The sequence below is a fragment of the Janthinobacterium lividum genome, assembly GCF_034424625.1.
Classification (GTDB): domain Bacteria; phylum Pseudomonadota; class Gammaproteobacteria; order Burkholderiales; family Burkholderiaceae_D; genus Janthinobacterium; species Janthinobacterium lividum.
Genome location: NZ_CP139976.1, coordinates 3,270,853 through 3,286,032, shown reverse-complemented (window position 1 = coordinate 3,286,032; position 15,180 = coordinate 3,270,853). Strand labels below are relative to the sequence as shown.

The 15,180-nt window shown below is 62.8% G+C and carries 13 protein-coding genes and 1 tRNA gene; 7 read left to right on the top strand and 7 right to left on the bottom strand.

From position 1 onward, the window contains the following. Positions 1 to 614: 614 nt before the first annotated feature. From U0004_RS14840 to U0004_RS14830, 3 genes are all read right to left on the bottom strand, one after another. Positions 615 to 697, bottom strand: a tRNA-Leu gene (locus U0004_RS14840). Between the two features lie 175 nt (positions 698 to 872). Beyond that, entirely contained in the window at positions 873 to 3,971 is a 3,099-nt protein-coding gene (locus tag U0004_RS14835; protein ID WP_070256143.1) for an efflux RND transporter permease subunit, read from the bottom strand. Further along, positions 3,968 to 5,131 carry an efflux RND transporter periplasmic adaptor subunit gene (locus U0004_RS14830; protein WP_070256147.1) on the bottom strand — a complete coding sequence of 388 codons (1,164 nt, stop codon included), beginning with the start codon at positions 5,129 to 5,131 and terminating at the stop codon, positions 3,968 to 3,970. Before U0004_RS14830 ends, U0004_RS14835 begins: the two co-directional genes overlap by 4 nt. 288 nt (positions 5,132 to 5,419) lie before the next feature. On the opposite strand from U0004_RS14830, the gene hpnC reads away from it, so the two are divergent. From hpnC to U0004_RS14800, 6 genes are all read left to right on the top strand, one after another. Continuing rightward, positions 5,420 to 6,301: a squalene synthase HpnC gene (hpnC, locus tag U0004_RS14825; RefSeq protein ID WP_034787618.1), complete on the top strand. Its 882-nt coding sequence runs from the start codon at positions 5,420 to 5,422 to the stop codon at positions 6,299 to 6,301. Between the two features lie 46 nt (positions 6,302 to 6,347). Further along, entirely contained in the window at positions 6,348 to 7,181 is an 834-nt protein-coding gene (hpnD, locus tag U0004_RS14820; RefSeq protein WP_058050483.1) for a presqualene diphosphate synthase HpnD, read from the top strand. After that, positions 7,174 to 8,553, top strand: coding sequence for a hydroxysqualene dehydroxylase HpnE (hpnE, locus tag U0004_RS14815; RefSeq protein WP_070256150.1), 1,380 nt, complete (start codon positions 7,174 to 7,176; stop codon positions 8,551 to 8,553). The genes hpnD and hpnE overlap by 8 nt, the downstream gene beginning before the upstream one ends. A gap of 130 nt (positions 8,554 to 8,683) precedes the next feature. Next, positions 8,684 to 8,839 (top strand): hypothetical protein, encoded by a 156-nt coding sequence (locus U0004_RS14810; protein ID WP_161789615.1) that lies wholly within the window; start codon positions 8,684 to 8,686, stop codon positions 8,837 to 8,839. A gap of 19 nt (positions 8,840 to 8,858) precedes the next feature. Continuing rightward, positions 8,859 to 9,656 carry a DUF1700 domain-containing protein gene (locus tag U0004_RS14805; RefSeq protein WP_231958248.1) on the top strand — a complete coding sequence of 266 codons (798 nt, stop codon included), beginning with the start codon at positions 8,859 to 8,861 and terminating at the stop codon, positions 9,654 to 9,656. 10 nt (positions 9,657 to 9,666) lie between these two features. Beyond that, positions 9,667 to 10,473 (top strand): head GIN domain-containing protein, encoded by an 807-nt coding sequence (locus U0004_RS14800; RefSeq protein ID WP_070256157.1) that lies wholly within the window; start codon positions 9,667 to 9,669, stop codon positions 10,471 to 10,473. Here U0004_RS14800 and U0004_RS14795 read toward each other — a convergent pair. Continuing rightward, the gene (locus U0004_RS14795; RefSeq protein WP_070256159.1) at positions 10,460 to 11,710 is read right to left on the bottom strand and encodes a TIGR03862 family flavoprotein; all 1,251 of its coding nucleotides are present in this window, start codon (positions 11,708 to 11,710) and stop codon (positions 10,460 to 10,462) included. The genes U0004_RS14800 and U0004_RS14795 overlap by 14 nt on opposite strands. Before the next feature lie 155 nt (positions 11,711 to 11,865). Here U0004_RS14795 and U0004_RS14790 point away from each other — a divergent pair, with 155 nt between their 5' ends. Then, on the top strand, positions 11,866 to 12,099 hold the full coding sequence (locus U0004_RS14790; RefSeq protein WP_034781412.1) for a hypothetical protein: 234 nt from the start codon (positions 11,866 to 11,868) through the stop codon (positions 12,097 to 12,099). A 47-nt stretch (positions 12,100 to 12,146) separates the two neighbouring features. On the opposite strand, the gene moaD is transcribed toward U0004_RS14790, so the two are convergent. Genes moaD through thrC form a run of 3 tightly spaced genes read right to left on the bottom strand, consistent with a single transcriptional unit; the run spans position 12,147 to position 15,161 of the window. After that, complete coding sequence (gene moaD / locus U0004_RS14785; protein WP_070256161.1) at positions 12,147 to 12,413, bottom strand: molybdopterin converting factor subunit 1; 267 nt, start codon at positions 12,411 to 12,413, stop codon at positions 12,147 to 12,149. Positions 12,414 to 12,423: 10 nt separating this feature from the next. Continuing rightward, positions 12,424 to 13,650, bottom strand: coding sequence for a molybdopterin molybdotransferase MoeA (locus U0004_RS14780; RefSeq protein WP_070256543.1), 1,227 nt, complete (start codon positions 13,648 to 13,650; stop codon positions 12,424 to 12,426). Between the two features lie 14 nt (positions 13,651 to 13,664). Further along, positions 13,665 to 15,161 carry a threonine synthase gene (gene thrC / locus U0004_RS14775; RefSeq protein WP_070256163.1) on the bottom strand — a complete coding sequence of 499 codons (1,497 nt, stop codon included), beginning with the start codon at positions 15,159 to 15,161 and terminating at the stop codon, positions 13,665 to 13,667. Positions 15,162 to 15,180 lie beyond the last annotated feature (19 nt).

Genomic DNA, 15,180 nt, shown 5'->3' with positions numbered 1-15,180 from the left:
TCTGTAAAAGTACTGCAAGCAGGACAATGGACCTGGTCTACCCGGCTGAGGGAAAAACCCGCACCAGGCACCAAACAATCCGCCGCTTCCAGTACTGCGACAGGGCTCCGAGCGTCCAGCCTTGCTTCTAAGTAAATGCAGGGCCGGCCATCATTCGGTAAAGCGTGGCATTATAACAAAGGACTTCGGGAAAGTGGCTGGCTTTGCAGCCCGGCCACAGAGGATACCAGCGGCGGCGAATGAATCGCCACAGCCTGGGGGTGCCCTGTCTTTACTCTTGCCCCGGCATTCTTTATTTCGCCAGAGACAGGCTTTCCAGCCTGCTTCGTTCATTAGTATATGCGAACTGGCGCCCCGTCCGAAACAAAGAAATGCGCCCAGAGCGAAGATTTCGGGCAAAAAACCTTTGATTTACCTCAATTTGGCCATTTTTCAGGCAAATCTCCGCCCGGACCCTTCCCTGCCGCCCGATCTCTGGCGAAAAATGGCGCAAGCAAAGGCAGCCCGGATGACGGAAATACAGGAAAGGCAACAGGAAAAACAGGAAAGACGCCTGCAACGAGGCTGAAGAACAACTTGATGGTGCTGCACGTCCGGGCTGGAACAACCCGGATTGGTGCGGATGGGGAGACTCGAACTCCCAAGCCGAAGCACTGGCTTCTAAGACCAGCGTGTCTACCAATTCCACCACATCCGCATTTTGTACTACTTTGCACTGCTTGCCACAGGCGACTTCCCTGATTTTAACAACTCGGGAGCGATCTGGCTACCGTGGACTCAACGGGCAAGCCCTCGGTAAAGCAAAGGCGGCATTCTACTGGATTTCCCAGAGGAATGCCGTCTTTTTTATGCCTGCGCCGTGGCGCTGGCTGCTAGCCTTCTTTTGCGCTCACCGGCTCCGGCTTCTTGACCCGGAACCAGGCCGCATACAGGGCCGGCAGGAACAGCAGGGTCAAGGCCGTCGCCAGGATCAGGCCGCCCATGATGGCGACTGCCATCGGCCCCCAGAACACGGAACGCGACAACGGGATCATGGCCAGCGCCGCGGCGGCGGCCGTCAGCACGATGGGACGGCAGCGGCGCACGGCCGAGTCGATGATGGCGTCCCATGGGGCCGAACCATCGCGGATGTCTTGCTCGATCTGGTCGACGAGGATCACCGAGTTGCGGATGATCATGCCGAACAGCGCAATGACGCCCAGGTTGGCCACGAAACCCAGCGGGCGGTGCAGCAGCAGCAAGGCAAAGGCGGCGCCCGCCACGCCCAGCGGCCCCGTCAGGAACACCAGCAGGGAACGCGAGAAACTGTGCAACTGCAGCATCAGCAAGGTGAAGATGATGAAGATAGCCAGCGGCAAGTTCGCCGAGATCGACGCTTCCGCCTCGCCGCTGTCGGCCGCCACGCCTTTCACATTGATGCGATAGCCGGCCGGCAACTTGGCCCGCAAGGCGTCCAGCTGCGGCGCCAGCTGCGTCGACACCGTCGCGCCCTGGATGCCATCGATCACGTCCGATTGCACGGTAATGGCCCATTCGCGCTTGTCGCGCCAGACGACACCTGGCTCCCACACGAAATGCGCGCGGGCCAGCTGCGAAATGGGCACGGACTTGCCCGTTGCCGTCGGGATATTCGTGTCATTCAGCACGGAAATCGTCGCCCGCTCTTCCAGCGGCTGGCGCACCTGGATGTCGATCAGCTTATTGTCTTCACGGAATTGGCCGATGACGGTACCCGACAGAATCGTATTGGCCGCCTGCATCACCGTTTTCGAGGTGACGCCCAGCGCGCGCATCTTGTCCTGGCCCAGGTCCAGGCGCAGCACTTTCACCGATTCATTCCAGTTGTCGTTCACGCCCAGGGTGTTCGGATTGGCGCGCATGATGTCCTTGACCTGGTCGGCGATGGCCCGCACACCGGCCACTTCCGGTCCCGTGACGCGAAACTGCACGGGATACGGCACCGGCGGTCCGTTCGGCAACAGTTTTACGCGGCCCCGCACTTCCGGAAAATCCTTCTTGAAGACATCGACGATTTGCTGGCGCAAGCGTTCGCGGTCGGCCAGGCTCTTCGGCAAGACCACCACTTGCGACACATTGGTCTGCGGGAAAATCTGGTCCAGCGGCAAGTAGAAACGGGGGCTGCCCGTGCCCACATAGCTGGTCACGCTTTCCACGCCGTCGAGCTTGCCGACGAACGCTTCGAATTTCTTGACCTGCTTTTCATTCGCCGCAAAGGTCGTGCCTTCAGGCGACCACAGTTCCACCATCAGTTCAGGACGACTGGAATCGGGGAAGAATTGCTTTTCGATAAAGTTAAAGCCATAGATGCCCAGCGCAAAGATGGCCAGGGTGGCGGCGATCGTTGTCTTGCGCCATTCCACGCACCAGGTGACGGCGCGGCGGAAGCGGCGGAAGTTCGGCGTATCGAACAATTCATGGTCGTTGTGCGCGTGCGGCTTGACCTTCAGCAAGACATAGCCGATGTAGGGCGTGAAGACGACCGCCACCACCCACGAGATAATCAGGGCCAACGCATTGACGGAGAACAAGGAGAACGTGTATTCGCCGGCGGCCGACTTGGCCAGGCCGATGGGCAAGAAGCCCGCCACCGTGATCAGGGTGCCCGTCAGCATGGGCATGGCCGTCGATGTGTAGGCGAAGGTGGCCGCGTCGAAGCGCGACATGCCCTCTTCCATCTTGCGCACCATCATCTCGACGGCAATGATGGCGTCATCGACCAGCAAGCCCAGCGCGATGATCAGGGCGCCCAGGGAAATCTTGTGCAGATCGATGTCGAGCAGGCGCATGAACAGGAAGGTGACGGCCAGCACCAGCGGGATGGTCAGCGCCACCACCAGGCCGGGCCGCACGTCGATGCGCAGCGGTTTCGTGTGCAAGCCCAGCGCGACGAAGCTGACGGCCAGCACGATCAAGATGGCTTCGATCAGGGTATGCACGAATTCACCCACGGAAGCGGACACGGCTTCCGGCTGGTTCGATACGCGCTGCAGCTCTATGCCAACCGGCAATTCGCTCTTCATGCGCGTCACCGTTGCCTGCAAGGCCTTGCCCATGTCGATGATATTGCCGCCCTTTTCCATCGACACGCCCAGGCCGATCACTTCCTTGCCATTGAAACGCATCTTGTCCTTGGGAGGATCGACGAGTTCGCGCTTTACTGTGGCGAAATCACCAAGGCGGAAGGTGGTGCCGTTGGCGCGCAGTTCCAGGTTTTCCAGGTCCTTGACGGTCACCATGGCGCCCGTCACGCGCACTTGCAGATTGTCCGTCGGCGTCACCAGCACGCCGGTGGCGTTGATGCTGTTTTGCGCGGACAGTTGCTGCACGATGGCGTCGAATGGAATGCCCAGCTGGGCAAATTTCTTGTGCGAAAAGATGATATTGATCTTTTCATCCTGCACGCCGAACAGTTCCACCTTCGATACCTGCCCCACGGCCAGCAGTTCCTGGCGCACCTTGTCCGCATAATCCTTCATTTCCGCGTACGTAAAACCATCGCCGGACAGGGCGAAGATGGAGCCGTACGTGTCGCCGAACTCGTCATTGAAGAACGGGCCCACGACGCCGGCCGGCAAGGTGCCCTGGATGTCGCCGATCTTCTTGCGCACCTGGTACCAGGCGGCCGCCGTTTCCTTGGGCGGCGCCGATTCGCGCAGCTCCAGCAGGATCAAGGTTTCGCCCGGCTTCGAATAGCTGGTGATCTCGTCGATGTACGGCGTTTCCTGCAGTTTCTTTTCCAGCTTGTCCGTCACCTGCTCGGCCATCTGCAAGGCCGTGGCGCCGGGCCAGTAGGCTTGCAAGACCATGGCGCGGAAGGTGAACGGGGGATCTTCATCCTGGCCCAGGCTGGCGTAGCTGAGCATGCCGCCAATCAGCAGCACGGCCATCAGGTAGCGCGTCAGCGGGATGTGTTCGAGCGCCCAGCGCGACAGATTGAAGCCGCCCTTCATTTGGCCGCACCCACGCTGACGGGGGCAGCGGCCACTTCAGGCTTGCTGGCCAGTTCGGCGCCGAGAATGGTCACTTTCTGGCCCGGCTTGAGCAGGTTGACGCCGGCCGTGACGACCGTCTGGCCTTCCTTCACGCCCGAGGTCAGCAGCAACTCATTGCCCGCGACGCCGCCCACCGTCACCGGCACGAGCTTCACGGCGCCGTTTTCCACCACCCACACGGAACTTTGCGATTTCTCGTTGAACAGGGCCGTCAACGGCACCTTGATCTGCGGCGTGGTCGTTTGCGAGGCGAACTGCACCACGGCCGTCATGCCCAGGCGTGCCTGCGGCGCGTCCGGGATGCTGACTTTCGCCAGGTAGGTGCGCGTGGCGGCATCGGCCACGGGCGATATTTCGCGTATCTTGCCCGGCAACGCCTGCTTCGGGTCGGCCCACAGGCGCACCACCACATCCTTGACGCCGCGCAAGGTTTCAACCTTATCTTCAGGAATGCCGATCACGACTTCCTTCTCGCCGCTCCTGGCCACTTGCACCACGGGGGCGCCGGGCGCCACCACCTGCCCCACTTCAGCCTCGATGCGCGTGACGACGCCATCGACGTCAGCCAGCAAGCTGGCATAGCCGGACTGGTTCGCCTGGCCCCGGTACAGGGCCTGGGCCGCTTCCACGTTCGCCTGCGCCGCCTTGTAGGTCGCATCCTTGCCGTCAAGCACGGCCTGGCTGACAAAGCTCTTCTCGCGCAAATCCTGGTAGCGCTTCAATTCCGCGCGCGCCAGGTCGCGGCTCGTCTCAGCGCTGACCAGCGAGGCCTTGGCCTGCGCCTGCGAGAGCTGCAAGTCGACAGGATCGAGCTGCATCAGGACTTGCCCCTTCTTCACGCTGGCGCCCACGTCGACCTTGCGCGCGACGATCTTGCCGCCCACGCGGAAGCCCAGCTGCGATACGACACGGGGCACGACCTCGCCCGACAGCTCGGCACTCACGTCAACATTACTGCTAGACAACACAATCGCGCGCACGGGGCGCACGTCTTCCACTTTGACGGCAGGCTTGGAACAGGCCGCCAATGTCATCGCCAGGGCTGCGGCTGCAATCAGCCGCAGGGCAGGAAGTGCGGAAGCGCCGGTCTCGTGGCGCAGGGTTTTCAGGGCAAACAAGGTATTTTCCTTTACTATGCGGGCTGTAATATTTTTATGCGGAGAAACTTTTTGCCTGTCCTTTGGGCCAGGCCAAACTTTTTCGCACGCGATATCCTTAAATTTGTGACAATATCAGTTTGGTCATGGCGGAAGTACTCTTCGCCTAATGACTTTCTGGTTATTAATTATAATCGTGCGTAAAAGTTTTTAGTGACTTATGCGTCATTAATCTTGAGACGTACAACGCCCGGCCACATTCCAGCGTTTGAGGGTGCCGGACAAACGCAAGACTAGAGAAGTGTGTTCATGCCTGTAGACCATTACGAAAATTTTCCTGTTGCATCATTTTTACTGCCGCGCCGCCTGGTGCCCGCCGTCGAAGCCATCTATGCCTTCGCCCGCAGCGCCGACGACCTGGCCGACGAAGGCGACGCCACGCCGGCCGAGCGCCTGGCGGCCCTGCACGCCTACGAAGAGGCGCTGGGCCGCATCGCGCGCCACGAAGGCCATGGGGGCGAGAACGCCGCCATGTTCGAACGCCTGGCCGCCGTCATTGCCAAACACCAGTTGCCGCTGAAGCCATTCCACGATTTATTGTCCGCCTTCAAGCAGGATGTGGAAACGACGCGCTACGCCAGCTATGACGACGTGCTCGATTACTGCGCCCGTTCCGCCAACCCCGTGGGACTGCTGATGCTGCACCTGTATGGCGCGGCCGATGAACAGAATGTACGCGATTCCGATGCCATATGTTCAGCTTTGCAACTAATTAATTTCTTGCAAGACGTCGCCATCGACCAGCAAAAAGAGCGCATCTACCTGCCGATGGAAGACCTGACCCGCTTTGCCGTCTCCGCCGCCGCCTTCGAGCGGCCCGAGGCGCACGGCAAGTGGAGCGCCCTGATGCGCTTTGAAGTGGCCCGCACGCGCGCCCTGATGCTGTCCGGCGCGCCGCTGGCCCTGCGTTTGCGCGGGCGCATCGGCTGGGAGTTGCGCCTGGTGGTGCAAGGGGGCTTGCGCATCCTCGAGTGCATCGAAGCCGTCAATTACGACGTGTTCCGGCGCCGTCCCAAGCTGGAGAAACGCGACTGGCTGATCATTTTCTGGCGCGCCCTGCGCATGTCGCGCAAAAGCTTGCATCAAGAGACACAAGTAAAAACGGCTTTTCCACCGTCGCCCACTCTGTAAGACGATAGAATAGCGGCTTCGATCTGCAACCCTTGCTCTTTTGACTATGTCTCCCGACGAATACTGCCAACAAAAGGCCGCCCAGAGCGGCTCCAGCTTCTACTACAGCTTCCTGTTCCTGCCCGCCGAGCGCCGCAAGGCCATCACGGCCCTGTACGCCTTCTGCCGCGAAGTCGATGACACGGTCGACGAATGCACGGACGAAGCCGTGGCACGCACCAAGCTGGTCTGGTGGCGCAAGGAAGTCAAGGCCATGTACGAGGGCAATCCCACGCATCCCGTGATGCGCGCGCTGCAGCCGCACCTGGACGTATATAAACTGGAAGAAAAGCATTTGCAGGCCATCATCGACGGCATGGAAATGGACTTGAACCAAACCCGCTACCTCGACTACCAGGCCATGAGCCGCTATTGCTGGCACGTGGCCAGCGTGGTGGGAATCTTGTCGGCCAGCATCTTCGGCGCGACCCGCCCGGAAACCCTGCTGTATGCGGAAAAGCTGGGCCATGCCTTCCAGCTCACCAATATCATCCGCGACGTGGGCGAAGACGCGCGCAAGGGGCGCATCTATCTGCCGATCAGCGAATTGCAGCAATTCAATGTGACGGCGGCCGACTTGCTGAATGCGCGCCACAGCGAAAACTTTGAAAACCTCATGCGTTTCCAGGTGGCGCGCGCGCAAAAGGCGTATGACGAAGCCTTCGCGCTCTTGCCGGCAGAAGACCGCCGCGCCCAGCGCCCGGGCCTGATCATGGCCGCCATCTACCGCACCCTGCTCAATGAAGTCGAGCGCGACGGCTACCACGTGCTGAAACAGCGCATCTCGCTCACGCCGATCCGCAAACTGTGGCTGGCCTGGAAGACCTGGGTTCGTGGCTGACAAGGCCGTGAAGCAGCGCTACGCCGTCATCGGCGCCGGCTGGGCTGGCTGCGCGGCGGCCATGGAACTGGCGCGCGCCGGTCACGCGGTGAGTGTATTCGAGGCCGCGCGCACCCTGGGTGGGCGCGCGCGCCGGGTCGAACGCGAAAGCACTGTGCTCGACAACGGCCAGCACATCTTGCTGGGCGCTTACACGGAAACCTTGCGCCTGATCAAGCTGGCGGGGCAAGACCCTGCCGAGCTGATCCTCACCCTGCCCCTGCAGATGCGCTATCCGGCCGGCTCGGGTGGCATGGATTTCATCGCGCCGCGCCTGCCCGCGCCCCTGCACCTGGCATGGGCCCTGCTGCGCGCCCAGGGATTGTTGCGCGCCGACAAGCTGGCCCTGATGCGCTTTTCCACCGCCATGCGGACGATGGGCTGGCAGCTATACAACGATTGCTCGGTCAGCGAATTGCTGCAGCGCTTCGACCAGACAAACCGTTTGAACCGGCTGATGTGGCACCCGCTGTGCCTGGCCGCATTGAATACCCCGCCCGAGCGTGCCTCGGCCCGCGTCTTCCTCAACGTGCTGCGCGACAGCCTGGGCGCGAGCCGCCGCCGCGCCTCCGACATGCTGATCCCGAAGGCGGACCTGAGTGCCCTGTTACCCGACGCGGCAAGCCGCTACGTGGTGCAGCATGGCGGTGAAGTCCGCACGGGCGCCAAGGTGACCGCTTTGCAGGCGCTGCCCGATGGCCGCTGGGGGCTTGATGACGGCGTCGATGACGGCGAAAGCTTTGACGGCGTGATCGTGGCCACCTCGTCCGTGCAGGCGGCCAGCCTGCTGCAAGGCTTGCACGACGCCCACCTTGACGAAGCGGTGAACCGCATGCAAGCGTTCACGCCGGAAGCCATCAGCACCTGTTACCTGCAGTACGATGCCTCGGTGCGCCTGGACTTGCCGTTCTACGCCCTCGTCGATGCGCCGGAGCAACAGCACTGGGGCCAGTTCGTCTTCGATCGGGGCCAGCTCGACAGCAACCAGGCGGGCTTGCTGGCCGTCGTCATCAGCGCCTCCGGCTATGCCGCCGAGCAAGGCCATGGACCGCTGGCGCAAGCCATCGCGGCGCAGCTGGCCCAGGTGTTGCAGCGCCCTGCCCTGGCGCAGCCCCTGTGGACCCAGCTGATCACGGAAAAGCGCGCCACCTTTGCCTGCACGCCCGACCTGGCTCGCCCCGGCAACGCCAGCGGCGTGCCTGGCTTGCTGCTGGCAGGCGACTACACGGCCAATGATGACCGGACGCAAGACTATCCGGCCACCATCGAGGCCGCCGTGCGCAGCGGCGTGGCGGCGGCAAAAGCCATTACCACGGGCAAGGTGGCAAAGTAGACTTGACGGTGCATCCTCCCCTGGTGTCGCTCGCCCCCGCGAAATTGCATTCTGTCGCACCGCGCTGGTGCGCTCGCGTGCACTTGGGTACAGTCTGATCATCGACAACGGCCATGCCACGGGGAATACCATGCACACCACCTTGCACTTGAAAAACAGCTTGAAAGCCCTGGCGCTGCTGGCTGGTGTGGTGCTGGCCACATTCATCGTCATTCACGCACAGCAGGCGCCACAGGCACCATTGCTGCTGAGCCAGGCAAGCATGCTGCTGCCGGCCATGGGCTGAAGCGGCGGACAGGAAGAATATGATGAACAAACAAGATTATCTCGACGCACTGCGGCGCGCGCTGGCAGGCTTGCCACCGGACCTGGTCGCCAAGACGCTCGACTATTACGAACAGACCTTCATCGAAGGCGCTGCGGCCGGCCGCAGCGAGCACGAGATCGCAGACGACCTGGGCGACCCGAAAAAAATCGCCCTTACCTTGCGCAACAGCACGCACCGCCAGGCTTTCGAGCAAAAGAAAACCCCCGTCAACCTGCTGCGCCTGCTCGTCTCGCTGGTGGGCCTGGCCATCTTCAACCTGTTCATGGTCGTGCCTGCCGCCGTGTACGCGGCCCTGCTGGCCACCCTGTACGCCGTCGGCCTGAGCTTTTACCTGGCCGGCATCGCCATCACGGCCAGCGGTTTGTCCGGCGCCAACGAACTGGTGCTCGACGGTCCTCTGCGCCACGTCTTCATCCACGACGATGACGGCGGCGAAAATGGCGAACGGCGCGAAACGCGCATCACCATCGGCGACACGGGCATCGAAGTCGATCACCTGCCCGGCCGCTTGCAGCATGACCCGGCCGAGTCCGAGCCGGGGGCGCCCGGTGCTTCCTCGCGCATGATGGAGCGGGCCGAAGCGCTGGCCGGCGGGGGCATCCGCATCTCCACCGACATGGACCGCGATGCGCGCACCACGCAAACCGTCTTTGGCGTGGGTATGCTGCTCGGCGGCATCGCCATCTTCCTGCTCAGTCTGGTCGTAACGCGCTATACCTTGATCGGCATCAAGCGCTACGTTGCCATGAATGTTTCCCTGCTCAAAGGTCACTAGAAAGGCTGCCATGAAACGCTTGCTCAAAGTTGGCCTGTCCATGCTCTTGCTGGCACTGGTCCTGATCGCCATGTCATATGCCGCGCTGCGCGCCAAGGGAATCAGCAATCCCAGCAGCGCCGCCGGCCGTGCCGTGCGCAGCGAAACGCGCCCGGTTTCCCCCAATATCAACAGCATCGACCTGGCCGGCCCCATCGACCTGGTGCTGCGCCGCGGCGCCACACCCTCGCTGAAGGTCAGCGGCGAGCAGCGTCTGCTGTCGAACGTCGACACCACGCAAGATGGCACGACCCTGCATATCGGCCCGAAAGGCATGCTGTTCCACCACCGCCAGCCCCTGCAGGTGGAACTGGTGCTGCCCGCCCTCGTCCGCGTGGAAGTGCACGGCAATGGCGACAGCAAGATCACGGGATTTTCCGGCGACAGTTTCATCCTGGAATTGACGGGTTCGGGCGATGTCAGTTTCACGGGACGCTACAAGCAGGTTGCCGCCACCGTCAACGGTAGCGGCGACCTCGACATCAATGGCGGCAACAGCGACAGCGTGGTGCTGGAAATGGTGGGCTCCGGGCGCATCGCCGCCAGCGGCAATACCAAGTTCCTGCGTGCCGACCTGAGCGGTTCAGGCGATATCGATGCCGAGCACCTGGCCGCCGACAAGGCCAGCGTCAGCCTGCAAGGCTCCGGCACGAGCACCGTCTTCGTGCGCGACGCCAGCAACCTGACCCTGCGCGGCAGCGGCGACATCCACGTCCACGGCAACCCGCGCCAGCGCGAAACCCAGAAAAGCGGCTCGGGCGAAATTACCTGGCACTAACGTTCTCTTCCAGCCAACTGACCGCCTGCTCGCCGGCCGCCTTGCCTTGCGCCAGGCAGGCCGTCAGCAGGTAGCCGCCCGTCGGCGCTTCCCAGTCCAGCATTTCCCCCGCCAGAAACACGCCCGGCATGGCGCGCAGCATGCTGCCTTTGACACCGTCGAATTCCACGCCGCCGGCGCTGCTGATGGCTTCATCGATGGGGCGCGGACGCACAAGTCGGACGGGCAGCAGCTTGATGGCGTCCGCCAGCCTGGCTTCATCGGCGAAGTCGGCCGCGCTCAGGCATTCGCGCAGCAAGCCCGATTTCACGCCCTTGATGCCCAGACGGCTATTCAGGTGGCTGGACATGGAGCGGGAACCGCGCGGGCGCGTCACTTCCTCGAACACGCGTGCATGCGTGTGGTCGGGTGCCAGGTCGAGCCAGATGGTGGTGCTGCCCTCGGCGGCGATCTGCTCGCGCAGCGCGGCCGACAGCGCGTAGATCAGGCTGCCCTCGACGCCGCCCGCCGTGATGACGAACTGGCCCTGGCGCTTGATGAGCAAGCCATCGATATCGCGCGCCGTGATGGCCACCGTCGCCAGCGGTTCGCCGGCATGGCGACTGCTGAAATGCCCGCTCCAGTCTACGTCGAAGCCGCAATTGGCCGGCGCCAGGGGCGTCACGGCCACGCCGCGCTCTTGCAGCAGCGGCACCCAGGCGCCGTCCGATCCTAGCCGCGCCCAGCTGCCGCCACCGAGCGCCAGGATCACGGCGTCGAAGCCGCGCAGGCGTTCGCCGTCCGGCGTGGCAAAGGCCAGCTGGCCGTCGCGCCAGCCCGTCCAGCGGTGGCGCATGTGAAATTGCACGCCCGCCTCGCGCAGGCGGTGCAGCCAGGCGCGCAGCAAGGGCGCCGCCTTCATGTCCGTCGGGAAGACGCGGTTCGAGGAGCCGACGAAAGTATCCACGCCCAGGCCGTGCACCCAGTCGCGCACCTTTTGCGGGCCGAACTGGTCCAGCGCCGGCTTGATCCAGCGGGCCGGCCTGCCGTAACGCGAGACGAAGGACTGGTAGTCTTCCGCATGCGTGATATTCATGCCGCCGCGTCCCGCCAGCAGAAATTTACGGCCGACGGACGGCATGGCGTCGAACAGCTCCACCCTGGCTCCCTGGTCGGTGGCAGCCTGGGCGGCCATCAGGCCGGCAGGGCCGCCGCCGATGACGGCGATGTGAAAGGGAGGAAGGCTGGAATGGGTCATGGCAGGCTGGAAAGACGGTGAAAACCCCGGCATTTTAGTCGAGATAAGGCGCGGGGATGGCAAGAATGCCGAAAAATGATGCATACTGCGCCAACATGCTGCAGCGATCGGCACTTTGACTTCACGAGACAACGAGACGACAAGAGGAGAAACACATGGGTGCAGGATTCTGGATTTCCCGTTATTTGCTGGCCAGTTCGATCTTATTCATCATCCTGACGGTGGTCGAGTACAGCAAGGGCACCACCAGCCAGGCCGACATCCTCAGCGCGCTGGCCTGGTCGCTGGTGGCGTCGGCCATCTTCATCGGTTCGAAATACTGGCGCTACAAGAAAGCCATCGCCTGCGCCACGTGCAGCGGGGACAAACCGAAAACCAAGTCTTCATGAAAAAACGGCCACTTCGATGAAGTGGCCGTCTCATTTGGGAAGCGGGATCAGCCGCCCGTCACGGGCGGGAAGAACGCCACCTCGTCGCCGTCGCCTATCACGGTAGCGGCATCGCACATCACCTGATTATGCGCCATGCGCAGCGCACGGCCCTGCGCAAGCGCGTATTCCCAGTTGCCGCCGCGGGCGATCAGGAGATTGCGCACCTCGCCCACCGTCAGCCGTGACGCGGCCTCCGCGCTCACTTCCAGCACTTCATGGCCGGTTCCCACCAGCTCGCGCACGCTGGCAAAAAATCGCAGATTGATCTTCATCGCTACTTCCTTAGTACAGCAATTCGTTAAACGGAATAAACCGCAGCATGTCGCCGCGCGCAATCGACAGCCCCGGCGGGCAATCGATCAAGCCGTCGCCCCACACGGTGGACGTCAGCACGCCCGAACTCTGGTTGGCGAACAGTTCCAGCTCGCCCTCCCCATTGACCTTGGCGCGCAAGAACTCGTTGCGCTTGTCCGCCTTCAGGCGCTCGAACGCGGCCGGCAGCTTGTAGCTGCGCGGCGCCAGATTCCCCGCCACGCCTTGCAGGCGCAGGATGAAGGGGCGCACGAACAGCAGGAACGTGACGAAGCTGGAGACGGGATTGCCAGGCAAGCCGATAAAGAAGGCATCCTGCACTTCGCCAAACGCCAGCGGCTTGCCCGGCTTGACGGCGATCTGCCACATGTTCAGCCGCCCTTCCGCTTCCACGGCCGGCTTGATATGGTCTTCCTCGCCTACGGACACGCCGCCCGAGGTGATGATCAGATCATTGCCCTGGGCCGCCTGGCGCAGCACGGCCTTGGTCGCTTCCAGGCTGTCGGGCACGATGCCCAGGTCCGTGATCTCGCAGCCCAAATTCTCCAGCAGGCCGCGCAAGGTAAAACGGTTCGAGTTGTAGACGGCGCCCGGCGCCAGGGCCTCACCGGGCATGGCCAGCTCGTCGCCCGTGAAGAAGACGGCGACGCGCAGCTTGCGCAGCACCGGCAGCTGCGCCAGGCCCACCGAGGCGGCCAGGCCCATTTCCTGGCTGCGCAGGCGGCGGCCGGCACCGAGGATCTCGCCGCCGGCGCGGATATCCTCGCCCTGGCGGCGCACCCATTCACCGGCCTGCGGCACGTGATTGACCGTCACTACGCCATCAAGCAAGGTGCACTGCTCCTGCATCACGACGCAATCGGCGCCGTCCGGGATCAGGGCGCCCGTGAAGATGCGCGCCGCCGTCCCCGGCTGCAAGGGCTGGCCCACGTGGCCAGCCGCGATGCGCTGCGACACGCGCAAGCTGGCCGCGCCGCTGGCGCAATCCTGCGCGCGCACGGCATAGCCATCCATCTGCGTGTTGTCGCGCTCGGGGACGTTCATGGTCGACGTTTGCGCGGCCGCCAGCACGCGGCCGTTGGCGCGCATGGTGTCGACCAGCTCCACCTCGGCCACCGGGCGCGCCGCGCCCAGCATGAAGGCTTGCGCCTCGGCCACGGACAGCATCGGCTTGCGTTGTGCGGTCGGATCGTTCATCACAGGCCCGCTCATCACAAGCCCGTGTTGGCGGCGATATACGCCTTCATCTTTTCCACGTCCGCATCCATCACGACGAACTTTTGCGGCAAGTCTTCGATGTTCTCGAAGCCCTTTGGCCGTTCCGCGTCCACGCCCAGTGCTTCGAGGATGGTTTCGTTGAACTTGGCCGCCAGCGCCGTTTCCAGCACGATCATCGGCACGTTGGGCTCCAGGTGCTCGCGCGCCACCTTGATGCCGTCGGCCGTGTGCGTGTCGATGGTGATGCCGTAGTCGTCGGCCACGTCGCGGATGGTATCGAGGCGGTCCTGGTGCGTGGACTTGCCCGACTTGAAGCCGTACTTGGCCACCAGCTTGAATTCGTCGCCGTCGCTGCCAGGCTTGCCGGACAAGTCGAAGCCGCCATGCGTTTCCACTTTCGTGAACAGGGCGCGCACGCGGTCGCTGTCGCGGCCCACCAAGTCGTAGACGAAGCGCTCGAAGTTCGACGCTTTCGAGATATCCATCGACGGGCTGCTCGTATGGTAGGTCTCGGCGGACTTGCGCACGCGGTAGACGCCCGTGCGGAAGAATTCGTCAAGCACGTCGTTTTCATTCGTCGCCGCCACCAGTTTCGAGATGGGCAGCCCCATCATGCGGGCGATATGGCCGGCGCAGATATTGCCGAAGTTGCCCGACGGCACCGTGAACGACACTTTTTGCTCGTTGCTGGTAGTGGCCGCCAGGTAGCCGCGGAAGTAGTACACGACCTGCGCCACGACGCGCGCCCAGTTGATGGAGTTGACGGTGCCGATCTTCTGTTTCGCCTTGAACGGCAAGTCGTTCGAGACGGCCTTGACCATGTCCTGGCAATCGTCAAACACGCCTTCGACGGCGATGTTGTAGATATTCGGGTCTTGCAGGCTGAACATCTGCGCCGTCTGGAAGGCGCTCATTTTCTTGTGCGGCGACAGCATGAAGACGCGGATGCCCTTCTTGCCGCGCATCGCGTATTCGGCCGCGCTGCCCGTGTCGCCCGACGTGGCGCCAAAGATATTGAGTTCGGCGTCGTGCTTGGCCAAGGTGTATTCGAACAGGTTGCCCAGCAGCTGCATGGCCATGTCCTTGAAGGCCAGGGTCGGGCCGTTCGACAGCGCCTGCAGCATCAGGGTGGTCTGGCCGCCCTTGACGACGTTTTCTTCGAGCACGCGCAGCGGCGTGATGTCGGCCGCGTTTTCGCCGGCGCGGGCGTTCTTGTAGACTGCCTTGGTATAGGTTTTCGCCGTCAGTGCCTTCAGGTCCGCGGCCGGGATATCGGTGGCGAACTTCTTCAGGATTTCGTAGGCCAGGTCGGCATACGACAATGTGCGCCAGGCGTTCAGCTCGGCACCAGTGACTTGCGGGTAGTGTTCAGGGAGATACAGGCCGCCATCGGGGGCGAGGCCGCCCAGTAGGATGTCGGAAAATTGCTGCAAAGATGACTGTTGCGACTGCAATGGCGCTTTATCAGCGCGGGTAGACACGTAATGCATAGATTTGAAGAGTCCAGTT